Source organism: Exiguobacterium sp. s152, assembly GCF_018618335.1.
GTDB classification, from domain to species: domain Bacteria; phylum Bacillota; class Bacilli; order Exiguobacteriales; family Exiguobacteriaceae; genus Exiguobacterium; species Exiguobacterium chiriqhucha.
The window spans coordinates 527,661-544,681 of sequence record NZ_JACSLX010000002.1; the positions used below are offsets into that span (position 1 = coordinate 527,661).

The 17,021-nt window shown below is 43.8% G+C and carries 16 protein-coding genes and 1 tRNA gene; 5 read left to right on the forward strand and 12 right to left on the reverse strand.

What is annotated here, in order from left to right; all coding sequences use genetic code 11:
- Positions 1–3 precede the first annotated feature (3 nt).
- A complete protein-coding gene (gene glgD, locus KNP72_RS06685) occupies positions 4–1,182 on the reverse strand; it encodes a glucose-1-phosphate adenylyltransferase subunit GlgD (protein ID WP_251128903.1) in 1,179 nt (392 codons plus the stop codon).
- Positions 1,139–2,293 (reverse strand): glucose-1-phosphate adenylyltransferase, encoded by a 1,155-nt coding sequence (locus KNP72_RS06690; protein ID WP_214720471.1) that lies wholly within the window; start codon positions 2,291–2,293, stop codon positions 1,139–1,141. Before KNP72_RS06690 ends, glgD begins: the two co-directional genes overlap by 44 nt.
- 152 nt (positions 2,294–2,445) lie before the next feature.
- Here KNP72_RS06690 and KNP72_RS06695 point away from each other — a divergent pair, with 152 nt between their 5' ends.
- The 3 genes from KNP72_RS06695 (at position 2,446) to KNP72_RS06705 (ending at position 6,685) form a co-directional block, all read left to right on the forward strand.
- Positions 2,446–4,233, forward strand: a complete 1,788-nt coding sequence (locus KNP72_RS06695) for a transglycosylase domain-containing protein (protein ID WP_251128904.1) — start codon at positions 2,446–2,448, stop codon at positions 4,231–4,233.
- Positions 4,234–4,602: 369 nt separating this feature from the next.
- Positions 4,603–6,042 (forward strand): AAA family ATPase, encoded by a 1,440-nt coding sequence (locus KNP72_RS06700; RefSeq protein ID WP_214832578.1) that lies wholly within the window; start codon positions 4,603–4,605, stop codon positions 6,040–6,042.
- The gene (locus KNP72_RS06705; protein ID WP_214832580.1) at positions 6,035–6,685 is read left to right on the forward strand and encodes an HNH endonuclease; all 651 of its coding nucleotides are present in this window, start codon (positions 6,035–6,037) and stop codon (positions 6,683–6,685) included. The genes KNP72_RS06700 and KNP72_RS06705 overlap by 8 nt, the downstream gene beginning before the upstream one ends.
- A 269-nt stretch (positions 6,686–6,954) precedes the next feature.
- Here KNP72_RS06705 and KNP72_RS06710 read toward each other — a convergent pair whose 3' ends face one another.
- The 7 genes from KNP72_RS06710 to desA form a co-directional block, all read right to left on the reverse strand.
- Positions 6,955–7,845, reverse strand: coding sequence for a hypothetical protein (locus tag KNP72_RS06710; protein ID WP_214832583.1), 891 nt, complete (start codon positions 7,843–7,845; stop codon positions 6,955–6,957).
- Entirely contained in the window at positions 7,842–8,399 is a 558-nt protein-coding gene (locus KNP72_RS06715; protein ID WP_021066738.1) for a DUF5366 family protein, read from the reverse strand. The genes KNP72_RS06710 and KNP72_RS06715 overlap by 4 nt, the downstream gene beginning before the upstream one ends.
- A gap of 226 nt (positions 8,400–8,625) precedes the next feature.
- Complete coding sequence (trmL, locus tag KNP72_RS06720; RefSeq protein WP_214832585.1) at positions 8,626–9,099, reverse strand: tRNA (uridine(34)/cytosine(34)/5-carboxymethylaminomethyluridine(34)-2'-O)-methyltransferase TrmL; 474 nt, start codon at positions 9,097–9,099, stop codon at positions 8,626–8,628.
- 10 nt (positions 9,100–9,109) lie between these two features.
- Positions 9,110–9,553, reverse strand: a complete 444-nt coding sequence (locus tag KNP72_RS06725) for a methylated-DNA--[protein]-cysteine S-methyltransferase (protein WP_214720468.1) — start codon at positions 9,551–9,553, stop codon at positions 9,110–9,112.
- The gene (queG, locus tag KNP72_RS06730) at positions 9,534–10,682 is read right to left on the reverse strand and encodes a tRNA epoxyqueuosine(34) reductase QueG (RefSeq protein ID WP_214832619.1); all 1,149 of its coding nucleotides are present in this window, start codon (positions 10,680–10,682) and stop codon (positions 9,534–9,536) included. The genes KNP72_RS06725 and queG overlap by 20 nt, the downstream gene beginning before the upstream one ends.
- A gap of 78 nt (positions 10,683–10,760) precedes the next feature.
- Positions 10,761–10,831, reverse strand: a tRNA-Gly gene (locus KNP72_RS06735).
- Positions 10,832–11,056: 225 nt separating this feature from the next.
- Positions 11,057–12,076 (reverse strand): Delta(5) desaturase DesA, encoded by a 1,020-nt coding sequence (gene desA / locus KNP72_RS06740; protein ID WP_214832587.1) that lies wholly within the window; start codon positions 12,074–12,076, stop codon positions 11,057–11,059.
- Between the two features lie 294 nt (positions 12,077–12,370).
- Between desA and KNP72_RS06745 the strand changes: the two genes are divergently transcribed.
- A complete protein-coding gene (locus KNP72_RS06745; RefSeq protein WP_214832589.1) occupies positions 12,371–13,030 on the forward strand; it encodes a DUF6241 domain-containing protein in 660 nt (219 codons plus the stop codon).
- Positions 13,031–13,307: 277 nt separating this feature from the next.
- Here the strand turns inward: KNP72_RS06745 and KNP72_RS06750 are convergent, their stop codons facing one another.
- The 3 genes from KNP72_RS06750 to KNP72_RS06760 form a co-directional block, all read right to left on the reverse strand.
- On the reverse strand, positions 13,308–13,706 hold the full coding sequence (locus KNP72_RS06750) for a hypothetical protein (RefSeq protein ID WP_214832590.1): 399 nt from the start codon (positions 13,704–13,706) through the stop codon (positions 13,308–13,310).
- A 387-nt stretch (positions 13,707–14,093) separates the two neighbouring features.
- Positions 14,094–14,792, reverse strand: a complete 699-nt coding sequence (locus KNP72_RS06755; protein ID WP_214832592.1) for a hypothetical protein — start codon at positions 14,790–14,792, stop codon at positions 14,094–14,096.
- Positions 14,793–14,900: 108 nt separating this feature from the next.
- Positions 14,901–16,706, reverse strand: coding sequence for a hypothetical protein (locus tag KNP72_RS06760; protein WP_214832594.1), 1,806 nt, complete (start codon positions 16,704–16,706; stop codon positions 14,901–14,903).
- Positions 16,707–16,795: 89 nt separating this feature from the next.
- Here KNP72_RS06760 and KNP72_RS06765 point away from each other — a divergent pair.
- The coding region (locus tag KNP72_RS06765; protein WP_214832596.1) for a hypothetical protein at positions 16,796–17,021 on the forward strand (226 nt) is incomplete at its 3' end.

The following is a 17,021-nucleotide window of genomic DNA, read 5'->3' on the forward strand; positions in this document are numbered from 1 at the left end:
CCCTTACACCGTTGTCCGTTTTCCGATTACGATCGGCTCATCGACCGTACCACGAATGACTTGTCCTCGTTTGACGACCACTTCTTTATCTAAAATGGCGTTCTCGACGACAGCACCTTCTTCGATGATCGATTTGGATAGAATGATTGAATTTTTGACGCGGGCGTATTCGCTGACGACGACACCGCGGAAGAGAATACTGTTTTGGACTTCGCCGCTGATTTTACACCCGTTCGCGACGAGCGCCTCATTCACTTTCGACCCGTTCAAATAGCGCGTCGGCGGCTCATGTTTAATCTTCGTATAGATGTGCGGGAAGTCGTAAATGATTCCCTCATGACGAAGTAAGCGCATACTCTCATTATAGTATGAAAGTACAGAGTGAATCACCTGCATTTTGCCAGTATAGTGATACCCGTGAACGTGAAGGCGGTGCAGCTGCGGACGGATGACACCGTCGAGCAAGTCGTACTCTCCTTTTGATGTCGCTTCATCGACGAGACGAAGGAACAGGTTTTTCGACATGACAATCGTCTCCGTATACGTATACTCATCGCTCGGGCTGTATCCGCGCTCACCGATGCCGACGACACGGTCATTCTCGCCGAGGCGGATTGGACGGCAATAGCCACATTTCTGTTCATGGCCCGTATAGGCAAGCGTGATATCCGCCCCCATCGATTTGTGATGCTCGAGCATGTCTTGGAAATCGATTGTCGTCAACACGTTCGAACCTGTGATGACCACATACGGTTGCTTGCTGCGCACGAAATGTTCGCGGTGCATCGAGAAGTTGGCCAAATCGCCGAGGTATGCTTCTCCGTCAGGCTTGAGTGCCGGCGGGAAGATGTGCAGGCCACCTTGTGAGCGGTCTAAATCCCATTCTTTCCCTGATCCCAAGTGGTCCATGAGTGAACGGTATTTATCAAGTGTGAAAATACCAACTTGGTTGATACCTTGGGTGATCATGTTCGTTAATGTAAAGTCAATTAGGCGATAACGCCCTGAGAACGGGACAGCCGCTAAATTGCGGTGCCCCGTGAATTCAGGAAATAAGCCCTCTTCAGTTCCTAAGTTGATGACCCCTAACAAATCATTCGTCAACAGTAACGCCTCCTTGCGTCGGTCTTTTTTTAAATCAAACACGTTGTTTGAAGACTGTGCCGCTCTCGATATTTTCATGTGGTTCAATGACAACGATCTCACCACCCGGCTCGCCAACTGTCGCCCCGTCTTGAATGACGGCACAGCTCGCGACGATTGCTCGATGAATCGTTACATCTTTTCCAATCCGTGCTCCCGGCATGATGACCGAGTCTTTGACGAGCGAGCCTTCACCGACACGTACATCGTAGAACAAGACCGAATGTTGGACCTCGCCCTCGATTTGGCAGCCTTCGTTAATGACCGACTGTTCGACACACGCATCTTTCCCGATGAATTGCGGTGTTTGGTTCGGGTTGACCGAATAGATTTTCCAGTTCGGATCGTAAAGGTCGAACGGTGGATCTTCTTCGAGCAAGTCCATGTTGGCTTCCCAAAGCGATTGGATTGTTCCAACGTCTTTCCAGTAGCCTTTGAATTTATAAGCGAACACGTTTAAGCCGTCAAGGAGTGTGTTCGGAATGATGTTTTTACCAAAGTCGAAACTTGATGTCTCATCTTCTGCGTCTTGAATCAAATGCTCCCGAAGTACTTTCCAGTTGAAGATATAAATCCCCATCGAGGCCAAGTTGCTCTTCGGCTTCTCTGGCTTCTCGTCGAACTCATTGATGCGAAGATCATCGCTCGTATTCAAAATCCCGAAGCGCGGCGCCTCGTCCCATGGAACTTCCATGACCGAAATCGTGACGTCGGCTTGCTTCTCTTTATGAAAATCGAGCATCTTCTCATAGTCCATCTTGTAAATGTGATCCCCCGATAGGATCAGCACGTACTCCGGATTGTAGTCGTCGATATAGCTCAAGTTCCGATAAATCGCATTGGCCGTACCCTCGTACCAGTTTTTTCCCGACTGTGCTTGGTATGGCGGTAAGATGGCCAAGCCTCCGTTGCGGCGGTCCAAGTCCCAGGCTGACCCGATGCCTAGGTAACGGTTCAATTCTAGCGGCTCATATTGTGTTAACACGCCCACCGTCGTGATTCCCGAATTGGTACAGTTCGATAATGGAAAATCAATGATCCGGTATTTCCCCCCAAAGTTGACAGCAGGCTTTGCTGTCTTCCGTGTGAGAGGCCCGAGTCGTTTCCCTTCTCCTCCTGCGAGGAGCATCGCAACCATTTCTTGCTTCATAGTACAGCCTCCTAAATTCATAATATAATCATCTATTACCCTCTTTCTCTATTTCCTAATGTATTCCTGCCCAAATTATTATATGATAACGTTTACATTTTGAATTTTTTTGAAAGATTGACGATATAATGTATGAAGAGAGAGGTGAGACGATGCGAGCGTGGATTGGGACACTATTTTTTGCTGGACTGTTAGCCGTCGGCGGGACGATCAGCGGAGCGTTAAAAGAAGAGATTGAGCAAGCGAAACAGATTATGACGTGGGGTGAAAAGACGGTCAACGCGACCCCGCTCGCGTCGAAACATGCCGTCACGTTGACGTACAAAGGCGGGACGGAACGGCTCTATTTGAACGGTCGTCGCGATGACGTCTCTGTCGCGCGCTTTCCGGCCCACCTCCGTGAAGCCATCATGACCATCGAAGACCGCAAGTTTAACGCCCATCCGGGATATGACCTCGGCGGTATCGCTCGGGCTTTCATCAATAACGCCAATGAATCCTCGCGCCAGGGCGGGAGCACAATCACCCAACAGCTCGCCCGGAACGTCTATTTGACGCACGAGCGGACTTACGAGCGCAAAGTGAAGGAATTATTGCTCGCCCGGGCACTTGAAAAACAATATAGTAAAAAAGAAATTATGACGGCCTACAGCAACGTCATCTTCTTCGGACATAACGTTTACGGGATTCAAGCGGCGGCCGAGACGTATTTCGCTCGTCCGCTCGAAGATTTGAACTGGAATCAAATCGCTTTCCTGTTAACCGTTCCGAACAATCCATCTTTATATGATCCGCTCGATCCATCGGAATCGTTTTATGAGCGTAAAGATCGAATCCTCACCCAGCTCCGCGATGCCGGCGTCATATCGAGACAAGCGTATGAGACGCATCACGGGGTGAAGCTGACGGCGACGTATCGTCAACACGTCGTCCGATATCCCGATTATATGGATACGGTCATGAAAGAGGCAATCCGACTCGTCCGCTCGCGTTACGACCTCGATGAAGAGGCCGCCAGAGACTACTTGGCGACCAATCAAGCGACAATCGAGACGCATCTGTCCGTCGCCCGGCAACAACAGGCGAAACAAGTCATGACGAAATTGCCGAACGGTTTGAACGGCGGCTATGCCGAGCTGACGCCGAACGGACGCATCATCGCCCTCGTCGATTCAGAGATGACCCAATCGGGTGAATTCAATCGGGCCACGCAAGCGTTCCGCCAACCTGGGTCGGCCATCAAGCCTGTCCTCGTGTTTGCGCCCTATATAGAAGAGACCGGAGCGAAACTCGATACCATCCTCGACGGTCGGCCGGTATGTTACGGGACGTATTGTCCGACGAATAGCGGAAATCGTGTCCTCGGTGATGTATCGTTCCGTGATACGGTCGCATATTCCTACAACACGCCGGCGCTCGCCGCCTTCACCGCAATCGATCAAGAAGTAGCGTATACGACGGCGGACATGATGTTCAGCCAGTGGGACGCTAAGACCGATAACAGTCTCGCCAGCGCACTCGGCGGGTTGACCCAAGGCGTGTCGCCCAAAGAGCTCGCCGCCGCCTATACCCCGTTTCTCAACCAAGGCGTGTACGTGTCCGGCCAGACGATTAAACAGATTCGCTTCGAGTCGGGCGCAGTTACAATCACGCCAAGCATGACGAAGCAAGCCGTCTGGTCGAAAGCGACCGTCACGACGATGCGGGAGGCGTTGTCCGCTGTCACCATATACGGGACAGGACGTTACGCCAACCAAATCAAAGCGCCTTATATCGGTGGAAAGACCGGCACGACGAACTCGCATAAAGACATGTGGTACGTCGGCTTAACCGATGAGACGATCACGGCCATCTGGCTCGGCGCCGACACGCCGCGGCCGTTCCCGGAGCTCGCCAACCGAGCCTATCCTGCTATCGTTTGGACGGAGGCGCATCGCTAAAAGCCAGGGACATCATTATACTCGGCCTTAGACTGTAGACAAAAACATCGTCCGCAGTCTTTTTTCATTTGCTCAACCTGCACAGATTGCTTTTTTGAAAGAAAGAAGGTCGCCTTCAAGACCCAAGATTTTGTCTGTGAAGAATACCATAATGTCTACATCTGCCCAAATAATGAATTATTAACATACAGCACCATGATGCGCGAAGAAAAACGAAAGTACGTCTCGAATCCCGTCGTTTGTGTAAATTGAGAAGTGTTATTGTATACAAAAGGAAATATATAATGGTATTTCTCCTCATATATTGTAAAATTATATTTGATTAATTCCTTCGGGGAAAAGCTTTCTAATTCATAAAGGGGTGTTGATATGCTTAATAGATTGGAAATTGAACATTGGAATCAATTTAATAAAATTGAGCTTCAATTTGATGAAGACATCACTATTTTGACAGGAGCAAATGGGGCAGGAAAAAGTACCTTGTTCAGAATGTTGGCAAATGATATGGGTTGGAGTTATCTAGAAATATCTAATCCCATAAAAAAAGGAAGCAAAGATAAATCACCTTCAATTTTCTATGCAGGTATATCTGAAGAAACAATCAAAAAACAATTGAAAAACAAAACCATCGATTTATCTTCTGAAATTAAAGATAAATTGGTTGAAGCAGGATTTTTAAGAAATGAATACGAGGATATTCATGATCCTTATCATTACATTGATGAAGACTATTTACAGGTTGGAAGTATGTCTACAGATAAAGGAACATACACCTATTACGTTCCAGAGATTGTAAACGACAGTTCATATTATTTTAGAACAAAATATGAGTCTTGGGATTTTATAACGGCAAAAGAAAATCCTGAAAATCATCAGGATTTTATCCCAGCTTTTATTTCATATTTATCAGAGCCTTACCAACCTATTGAAGGTCTTAGTATTCCTTCTCACAGACATCCTTACAACTATGAAAAAATTGATTCTATTCCTGTACATCCTCCAGATACTAGTCAATTGTTAAAAGATTACTTTGAATCTGTAAGAAACCGAACACTTAACCACCCTAATGATGATTCACCAATATTAACAATGAAGAAATCAATTGTTTCATTAGCTATATTTGGTGAAGACAACACGTATGTTGAAGGAAATTCTGAATTTAAAAAAATGATTGATAAATTTAATGAAATATTAAAAAATATACTTCCTGAGCACTTAAAGTTTAATAGCATTTCAATAGTCTCAGGAGAAGTAGTAATGGTGACACAAATAGGTGATTTTCTAATCGATGCAGCGTCAGGTGGGATAGGCGCGTTAATTGATATCGCATGGCAAGTCTTTATGGTCGATTATGAGAACAGTGATTATGTAGTTGTTATAGATGAATTAGAGAACCACCTCCATCCTTCGATGCAACGAGAAATTTTACCTAAGTTGTTAAAATCTTTTCCAAATGCACAATTTATTGTGAGTACACATAGTCCCTTCATTATTAATTCAATAAATAGAGGCAAGGTATATGCGCTGAAGTACAACGAAAATGGAAAAGTAGACAGTCATCAACTAGATTTTAGTAACAATGCAACTGATGCATTTGATATTCTAAAAGAAGTATTAGGTGTGTCAGTTACAATGCCTATTTGGTTAGAAGAAGAAATAAGAGATACAATTAGTAAGGTAGAAGACAGCGATTCAGATACGCTTACCACAGATGAATATAAAAAGATGAAAATGATTTTGAATGAAAAAGGCCTATCAAATTACTTGCCTGAACTATTGAAAATTTTGGCGGAAAAAGCTCATGATTAAACTTGAAAAACTTCCAGAACCCGAAATTCTAACACAAAAGTATCAAGTATGGACAGACGAACTAATAAAACGACAGGAGTCTGACGATAAAGTTCCTGATTACGTAAAAAGTCGATATACACACTCGAAAATAAAAGATTTTTTAATTAAAGAAACATTTGGAAAATGTGCATACTGCGAAAAGAAAATACTCTCTACCTCCTTTGGAGATATTGAACATATCATTCCAAAGGTAACAGATTCATACGGGTGGTTTAAGTGGTCTAATCTTACTTTAGCCTGTCAAAAATGTAATAATGCTAAATCTAATCATTATGACAGAGAGACGAGGCTACTTGACCCTTACTTAGATGATATAGATAAGCATTTAACATTTCTGGGGCCTACGCTCTTTGGAGTCTCTCAAAGAGGAACTCTGACTATGAAAACAATCAAATTGAATAGGGTAGAACTTATGGAAGATAGAACAAGATATTTGAAACAAACTATACAACCATTTTTGGATTTGATTAATGTATCTGAAGACCCCGATTTAAAGCATGAATTTTTAAATGACTTATTAGAGTTAGCAGAGCAATCAGAAGAATTTAGTTCTATGACTAGACACGCTATTCAAAATTTAAATTTGTTGAAAACAATTTGATAGTATATTTATTATTTGCTCAAAGATTTTTAAAATTATTTGAATGTTAAGTCAGCTCTATTTATGTTTGATATCTTAAATAGACTGAAGATAAACATTCCTCGTGTTAAAGGATTCATGACCGACCAAATACATGACCCAAATTTACGGACAATCGTTAGCAAGAGTTTTGTGATATAGGCGCGAAAGAACTAGTGGGGTGAAGTTCATTCTTATGTTGACAAATGTTTTATAGCAATAAGGTCAGGGACATCGTTGTCCCTGGCTTTTTATGGTCGTCGATACGTCTGACACGTGTAGTCCCCCCATGCCTCGAGCAGTTCATGTTGTTGAATCAGTTTCCACGGATTGAACAGCGTCTGCCCGTTCTTGTTGAAGAAGAGCCCGGCGCCGATGCAGTACGTCGCGTGTTGGACCCGCCCGGCCTCATCGACGAACGTGAGCACGTCCCCTCGTTCGGTCAGTCCCGAATCGGTTCTCATGTAACCGGCCTGACCGAGTGTCTGGAGGAACGTGCCAGGATGGAGCCATTGCGTGGCCATCCATTCGGCACCGGTCACCGCGAACAGCGTGGCCGCGAGGCAATTGCTGCCTGACGTGACCGGGAAAGTGTTGGCAAAACGTCGCACATGGTCAGGGCAAGTATCGGGAATAGAACTCGCCGTCCACTCGTCCCAGGCTTTGGCGTACTCAAACGTCAGTTGACGACGCATCTCGTCTGGCATCACCTGAAAGGCTGACTGATGTAAGATGAGATACGGCACACCGTTTACCGTCACAATCGAAGTCGCCAACGAATCGATCTCCATGTCAGCCGCCGGGAAAACGAGCCCCCGTCCGACCGTGACTTGATAGGTAAGCAACTCGCTCCTCACTGCTGGCGGTAATGTCGTAATCCAACCAGGTGGCGCATGCAAGACAAAGGCGGCCTCGCGGTCGATGGTCCAATATGTATAGGCGTTGGCGAGTCGAATATCCCGATAAGACGGATGGACGTCGAATTCCGCTCGCGGGACAATCAAGACGTTCGCATCTGTGCCAAGTAGCGCAACCAGGCTCTCATCCGCCATGAACAAGTCCATCGGTGGCACCATCGACCTCATCCATGCCCGGACGACTTCTTCGGTCGGCATGAGGGGAATCGTCATGTTCACCGTCATAGGATGATATCCCCGACCGAGTTAAACAAGCGGAGCATCGCCCAAGCGAGGCCGCTCAACAAGATGGCCCACATCATCGCTTGAATCAAGAGCAGACCGATCGCCCGAAACGTCGACATCAACTGACTGACTTGCCATATGTAATAGAACAAATAGAGGACGAATGTGCCGAGCAATACCGCGATGACGGCAAGGAGCGAGTTCAGGAACAAGAAGCTGATTCCCGATCCGACCAAGAAAATCGTCGCCCCTGGCTTGAGACGATGGAGCGAGCTGCCGTTCGTCTCACGCGCGAAGAAGGCGAATCCGAGTTGATTGAACGTGTCGGCCACGAGCTTGAAGGCGCTGAACAGCATGAAGTAAATGGTAAAGAACACGACGAGCACGAGCACTTTTGACTCTTGGACGGACAACAGCGCGATAATCTCGCTGTAGACACCGACACGGGTCAGCCATTGAATCACATACTCGCTCGTGGCGATCGCAAGCGACATCGAGAACAGAATAATCCCAATCAACGGGGCATAGCTTAACAAGTACACGTTTGTTTTCATATCGGCTCCAATTTCACAAGAATTTCTCATATTCAGTGCAAATCTATTATCAAGTATATTATAATATTTGTAGTCACGGAGAACAAAAGGGGGATTTTCAGATGGGTTTGTTACTAATGGTCGGAATCAGCGTCGTCTTCCTCGCAGCTATCTTTACAGCTGGATACAACAGAAAACCTGAAGGTAATCAATAAGAGCCGAGATTCTCACGAATCCGGCTCTTTTTTTATTTCAACCCAGCATATCCTTGTTGGCGGAGCGCCTCATAGACGATAATCGCCGCCGTGTTCGAGACGTTGAGCGATCGCACGAGGTTCGATTGCGGCAAGCGGATGCAACGGTCAAGGTTATTCTCGATGACTTCCATCGGCAACCCTTTCGTTTCGCGTCCGAAGACGAAGAAATAGTCTTTGTCGACCGCAGACACGTCGAGGTCACTCGGGTACTGTTCCCCGTACTTGGTAATGTAGAAGAACTTTCCGTCCGGGTGCTTGGCCCACAGTTCGTCAAGCGAATCGTGATACCGTACGTCTACGAACTGCCAATAATCGAGCCCGGCGCGTTTGAGCATTTTATCGTCTGTCGAAAAACCTAAAGGACGAATCAAATGAAGCACCGAATTCGTCGCGGCACATGTGCGCGAGACGTTACCTGTATTCGCCGGGATTTCTGGTTGGAACATTACTACATGGATTGCCATAATCTACTCCTCACTTCACTTGTTCGAGATCAAGTAATCGTTGTTTTTGATGAATACCGCCTGCGAAACCGGTCAATTGCCCCCCGCTACCGACGACCCGGTGGCACGGGAAAATGACAGGCAACGGATTCCGGTTCAGTGCCTGACCGACCGCACGAACCGCTTTTGGTCGTCCGATCTGTTCGGCGATTTGTTTGTACGTCCGCGTCTCTCCGAACGGGATCGTTAAGAGCGCATCCCATACTTCTTGCTGAAAGACGGTCCCATGCATCTCAATCCACTCGCGGTCAGACGATTGAAGCCCGTATTGTTCGACACGTTCAATCAGTTCGGTCAGCCAAGCTGGTGCCGAACCATCATCCGCTTCCGTCTCCGCAAAGTCTAACGCACATAGCTTTCCATCGGCGTTCAATTCATAGGCTAACGTTCCCCATTTAGATGACACGGTCTTCATGACTCCACTCCTCTCGGAATAATCGAATCTCTTCATGTACGAGCTCCGACGTCTCCGTCGACTCAATCTGTTGATAAATCGTCTCGGCTTCGGCTCCGAGAATCGCCCCGATCGCCCAGACGGCTGTCGCCCGCATGTCTTCGCGCTCATCCTGTTGGATGAAGTCTTCGAGCACCGGCACGGCTGACGGTTCCCGATAATGGGCCAACGCTAGAATTGCATTTCGCTGAATCGGTTTTTTCCCGCGCCATGCGCCAGACAGATGACCGAACTTTGCTTTGAACTCGCGATTGCTCATATTCAAGAGCGGGACGAGCAACGGTTTGACGATTTCCGCTTCCGGAAGCAATTCCTCATGATGACGCCAGTCCTTCTTCCGATTATACGGACAGACTTGTTGACACGTGTCACAGCCGTATAGCCGTCCGCCGAGCTTCGAGCGGAACTCACGTGGCATGAGTGTCTTCATTTGCGTCAAATAGGCGATGCAACGTTTTGCGTCGAGCACACCCGGTTCGATGAGCGCCGTCGTCGGACATGCCGTCATGCATTTCGTGCATTCTCCGCACCCGTCCTCAATCATCTCGTCCGGTGGTAAGTATGTGTCCAGGATCATCTCGCCTAGGTAGAGGTACGACCCCTTCTCGGGCGAAATGATGGAACAGTTCTTGCCGCTGAAGCCGATTCCGGCCCGTTCGGCCACCGCCCGATCGACAAGCTCTCCCGTATCGACCATCGAGCGTGTCCGGACGCCCGGGACGAGCTGTTCAATATACGCCTGCAACTGTTCGAGTCTCGAGCCGACTGCGCGATGGTAGTCGAGCCCCCACGATGCCCGGGCGAACAAACCGCGGCGCTCATCGGCCACACTTCGCGGCGCGTCCTTCAATTTGCTCGGATACAGGATAGCGATTGCAATAATCGACTGCGCTTCTTCAAGTAGCAGCGTCGGTGTCGTCCGTTTGTCCAAGTCAGGCTCCTCGAACCCCGAAGCGAATCCCTTTTCTTGCTGCTTCACGAGACGTTGCTTCATGACGATGAACGGGTCGGCCGTCGTCACTTTCAACTCGTCAATCCCAATTGTCGTTGCGTACGCCACAATCTTCTGCTTAAGTGTTTCCGGGGTCATCCCATTCATCGAATCACCTCTTTCATGCCTATTTTCGCATACAAAAAATCTCCCCGCCAGTCGGCAGAGAGATGATGAAGCGGGTGAAGAGAATCGAACTCTCGTCATCAGCTTGGAAGGCTGAGGTTTTACCATTAAACTACACCCGCATGGTTCATATGAGTCGGCTGTAAAAGCGACTACAATCAATATACATCTATACCTTTCGGAAGTCAATACTTTTGAAGAATTTTATTTGATAGCTTATGAAATCTATACTTATGGTGTATGAATACATATAATTCCCTTATCTCTCTTCTTCAAACCATATCTCACTATAAAATAGACGTCGCGGTATAAAAATATCCTGCCGACTCTGTCGGCAGGAAGTTCTATTACAATGACGATGTTTTTGGTTCCCGAAGCAAATGTTTAATATCTCGGAACGTGACGAACGTCTTGTTTTTAGCATCATATAGTTTATAGCGCAGCGATTTCAAACTAGAGAACAGACCAATCGTCGTCGCTTTCTGGAGCGGCGGTGTCGCCGTATGGGCTTGTTCAAGGTTATAGTTCGGTACGCGTGGGCTCAAATGATGCACGTGATGGAAACCAATGTTTCCCGTCACCCACTGCAACACTTTAGGCAACTCGTAATACGAGCTCCCTTCAATTGCTGCTTTCACATAATCCCATTCGCTCTCGTCCTCGAAATACGAGTCTTCGAACGTATGTTGGACATAGAACAACCAAATCCCGAGGACACCTGCCGTGAACATCGTCGTTCCTTGAACGATCAAGAATGCTTTCCATCCGACGAGCGCGATGACGAGTGCGTAGAGCACGACGAGAGACAAGTTGATGAGATACGTGTTATTGCGCTCTTTCTTACGTGCGTCTTTCCGGTTGAAGCGGCTCGTGATAAGGATCAGGAACAAAGGTCCAAGGCCGAACATGACGAGCGGGTTACGATAGAGACGATATTGGAGACGAGTCCACTTCGAAGCTTCGACGTACTCTTCGATTGTCATGACCCAAATGTCACCAACTCCCCGCTTATCTAAATTCCCACTCGAGGCATGGTGAATCGAATGCTCTCGTTTCCACTTCTCATACGGGAATAACGTCAAGATACCCATGATCGTCCCGACGATGGCGTTCGCTTTCTTATTTTTAAAAAACGAACCGTGCGTGCAGTCGTGGAAAATGATGAACATCCGGACGACGAAGCCTGCTGCCACGATGGCGAGCGGGATGGTCAAGAAGACCGAAATTTGGAGCGCCTGATAGGCAAGGATCCAGGCGGCAAGAAACGGCAGGATCGTGTTGATCATCTGCCGGATGCTCTTCTTCACGTCGGCCTTTTCAAACGGCGAGACGTGTTTCCGGAGCTGGGCGATTTTTTCTTTACTCATGTACAACTTCCTCCTCAATTGCATACAGCGTTGACGACAACAAAAATGAAATATGAAACCAACTACACTATGATAGTGACGACGGCATCCATCGCCATAAGAATCAATTTGTCATAAAAATATTATTACCAGGTAATTATATCACATCATATAGAATAAATCGTTCATTCCATACCAGTAATTGAATCGATTATTATTTCTGTCTCAATAATTTCCATTGAAATTCCTTATATGGAATTATTAATACATAAAGTGTGTTAGACTCCAATTATGTAGAGATAGGAGGAAATGTTATTGTTTCAGAAATTAAAAAATTTGATCACACCTAAGCGATTGATCATCATGGTGAGCGTCTTTATCTTGCTTATCCCAGTCTTCTTTGTCAGCTATACGTTCTATAAAAATTTGAGTCAAGGCGTCGAAAATAAAGACCTTGATGACAAATATGCAAAGCGAGTCAAAGAGTTACAAATCGAAGTTTCTAAAGAAGACCCATTAGATCGGAGAGGCAACTCCACCGCAAAGACGCGTGTTGAATTGGAGGTCTCCTTCAATGAAGAGAAACCGAGCCGAACTGGATTGATTAAAAACATGCACTTGATGACACATCAAAAAATATCGGCCCGTTCCAAATGGGGAGCGATTCCGATGACCCCAGACAATATACAACAGTCCGCTGACTATTTGGAGCTCCTAAAAACTAAATTCAAAATTGGTGACAGTATGTACTCGGAATTGAAAACGATGCTCGATCACTGGTCGCAAGGTGACTTCTCTAAAGCGGACAAGGAACAAGATCGTTTGTTGCACTTCCTCCAAGCGAGTAGAGGATTCTCGAACGGATTAGCTACCAAGAATGAAGAAGAACTCTTTATCTTAAACAACTTCGGACCTGAATACTTGAACACGTTGGAAGAAACGACGTACACGTCATATGAAGAATCATCTCCGTGATGGTTCTTTTTCTTTTACTTTGGAAAATCAACATTTTTCATTTCGACTCAAATTTCCACATTTTACATAGAACAAAAAAAGACCCTAGCCTCAGCTAGGATCTACGGATACCGGTGGTCGGAGTCGAACCGACACTCCAGAGGAACACGATTTTGAGTCCCGAATCAAATTTAAATCTCTTACTTATGTTGTATATCAACGCTTCTGCATTTTCGTTATAATTCGTTCAACGCGACTACTACAAACATACTTCTAAGGCTGCTGTTTCGTCAACCTATTACGCAATGTACTTATTGAATCGAGCGAGATTCTTATTTTTATAGTAATGAATCAATCGTTGCTCATGAATTAACGCATCTCGCCGTTCTGAATACTCTGCCACAATCTCATACTTTAAGTCACCCGACTGCATCATTTTGCGATGATCAACATTCCGCCGATTCGTATATCTTCTCATTCGATACCAAACACCACTACCAACATAAACGACTTCTGCATCCTCTCGATGAAGATAAACGATATATTGATCCGTTTGTCGTAACTCATTGGGATCAAGTTGATACTTCTTTATTAAACCAATTACTTTCTGAAACGACAATCCATATATTTTTGCGATGTCTTCATTTGTCATTTTCTCTTTAAGATATTGTTCTAGACTTTCTTTACTTGGAAACACAATATTTGCACCTTTCTGTACGATTTATTGATTTTCTTATTTAATACTTTCAATCATTTCTTCAATTAAATAAGAAGTTATCCAATTTCTTAAATAGAAAATTCAATAACTTCTTAAATAACTTATTGAATTAGGCCCCTATATAAAGAAGAAATAAAAATTGACTCACCTAAATAAATTTATCCTTTCTACACACGCTTGCTTTTTCTTTTCTCCATGGTTCACACTGTCGCCGGTCATAAGATCTGCTTAAACCTCAAATGTCATAGAGCAATTGTGGTTGGAGTAAGTGATCACTAGAATGTTGTACTCTATATCCGTCAGATGTGCACCAACTGGTATTCTCTTATTAAGTTTCCTCTTCTTTTATTTCCCTCCTGCCGCCAACTATTTAGCTAAATTATATTCTTCATTTATCAATTCGTATTTTTCTGCAGCTCTGTGGAGCTCTTCCATGGCTTTGTCCCTTTTTATTTCGGCCGCAAGAACTTTCGCATCATTTTTAACTTTTTCAGCTTTTGTTTTATCTTCCCACTCTCCCGCATCCTGCTTATTAATAACGTCAAGAGTGGTACGCCATTTGTCTACTAATAGGTTATCTGCAGAAACAAGAGGTCTGCTACTTCTGTCAATAGTCATCTCTGCGATTAATAGTAGGAGGTGGGAAGTTTTATCAGGTTCCGAAGCTTTCAGAACATCGGCGATATAGATTTGGACAATAGGCATTGTGATAGCCGCTGCCAAAGCAAGGAACCCGACCATTGCACTGTCATTTGCAAACGAGCCGCCAATAAAGATGAAGGCCGCAAGGAACCCCCCATAAATTAAACTCACTTTTAAAACCAGCCTATTTCTCTTCTTCGCACCCAATACAGTGTACTCCCCTATGATCGAACTAACCGTCGGAGTGGTGAGATGGCTACGGATTGATTCTAAGACGGCTTCTTTATGCTCTTCCACCGTAAGGTCAACTTTTCTTTCTAATTCCCTAATCTCTCTCCCAAGTTGAACCGATCTGCCTCTTAGGGAACTTAGAGACAATCCTTTCAATCCTTTAAGATATTCTTCTCTTTCTTTGTCAGTCATAATTGGAGCTATCTGCATTCTTTGACCAATCCTTCCTGAAATAAAACTAATATTTTATTTGGTAAATATTTATATCATATTATTCAAAAATGTAAAAAATGTTAATGACTATTTTCTTCTGTTTCTCTTTCGACTGCCTCTACTATGCTTTCTTTTAACTCTCTTTTTACTTTCCGTTCTTTTAAATGCCCTATTATCTTTTGGGGCAGCTTTCTTATAGAACAAATCTTTTGATACCGCGTTCGGATAGTAGCCATTCTTTTCAAAGTAAATTTCATCAAATAATTCTGAGGCGTTTGGGTCAAAAATAAGTAAATCATCTTTATCATTTAATCTACTTCCTAGGCTTCCCTCTTCAAGAAAGTAACCCAAAATCTCAAGTTCATCAGAAGCAAAGATATTTTCATGATATTTAGACCTATCATTTAAATAATCAAGAAATTTTTGAGGAGGATGTCTCAAGTACTTTATGCTTTCTAAAGCTGTTTGAAAGTCATTCAAGTTACAAGCCCAACCATATTCCTCACCCTCAGGCTTATCAAGAAAATACGATAAATTAATGGATAGAACCCCAAAATCTTCTGCAGTGACTGCTAAACAATAAATGTTATCAAATTGATTTTTGTTAATTTTAGTGACTTTTTCCCCCTTATTATCGTACAAAATAGTTGAGTCTTGACCTAAAATAATTTTTTTTAGATTCCAAGCTTGTTCAAATGCTTTTTGAATACCCCTATCGCTCTTAAAATCTCTTTTCAAACGCGTGTAGGCTTTTGTAGGGTCTCTAAAAGGCTCCTTGACTTTTGAAGCTTTCACTTCAACAATTAATATATTCCGTTCATAGATAACTACTAAATCATGTTCATTATAAGATTTGTCATTTTCAAAAACCGATGTATAGTATTCTGCTTTTTTACCGAAAAAGCTTTTTGAAATCTCCATGGTTTTTATCTCAGTTTGCGAGTCTCGATTCTTGTAATACTGTGCACTAATTTCACTTTGTTCCAAAAAGTCTGATAACTGAATTTGCATTGCATGTAGTAGTTGCTTTGTTAACGGAATAAATAAACGTTCATTTGACATTCTCCAAATCGGTGCAGATTGAAAAGGGTTTTTAGAGGTATAATACTTAAACTCTCTTTCCTTTCTCTCTAACGAAAAATAATCTAAAAATAATTCACATTTTTCTATGCCAAATTCATGTTGAATTTCTTTAATTTCAATTTGATTCAATTGTTGCACTTCATGTATAAACTCTTGAGTATATGAACTACTTATTTCTCCTATCCTATCGGTATTATTATTTAAAATAGAATAGTATTTTTGACTTTCTTCAGCTACTTTTGAACGCAAAGACAATATTCTATCTAGTCTCTTTTGGAACTTTGACTGAATAAAATGGTACACACCAATCAAGTCTTGAATTGATAATCCATAGTGCTGGATTAAATAATGATCAAAAGGACTAAACCACTCATTTATTCGCTCGATGATTTGTTCTTCGTATACTAAAGGATTCGTGTTGAAGTAGTTTAAAAAAACTGGCATACTTACACGACTAGCCTCCATCCACTTTTCATCTAAATGTTTATCATCGTGTGGAAAAAATAATTCCGCATGTAAATCTAAAATTTCATTAAGTAACTTTTTAATTCCATCCATGTTTTCTTCTTCTTTAGATGCAAGTTCATTGCTTTCTTCGGGTTCTGTCGACAGAAGTAGTCCTAACATATACAGGTACTGCCTAAAAGGCGAACTAAGCTGAGTTTTTTTAAATATGTCTTCATTTGGCCCGGTTGTTTGTCCTAATTCAACAGCAACCGCCCCACACAAATTGTATGCAGAAGAGTTTCTCAAAATCGTTTTTAATTCTTCGATTTTCTCATCAAGTTTATCGTAAATCGCATTACTCATAGTCCCCACTTCCTTTTCTTAATATTTACTTTATAATACATATTAATCTAATAACAACTTATTATAATATTTCGGCGGTGGTGAACTTAATGACGGATGCAAACTTTCCCGATTCATATATTTCTGAAATTGAAGACTTTTTTGAAAAAAGGATACTGAACAACGTTCATCTCAATAGACATTATCATGGGGATTTCATTAATATGTATCTTGATTTTCCCAGCGATGTATTTTGCAATACAAATGTGCACAATAATGCAACGAAAAGTACAGAACTTTGCCAGCTGGGTTTTAGTGTTTCGACAACGCATGCGT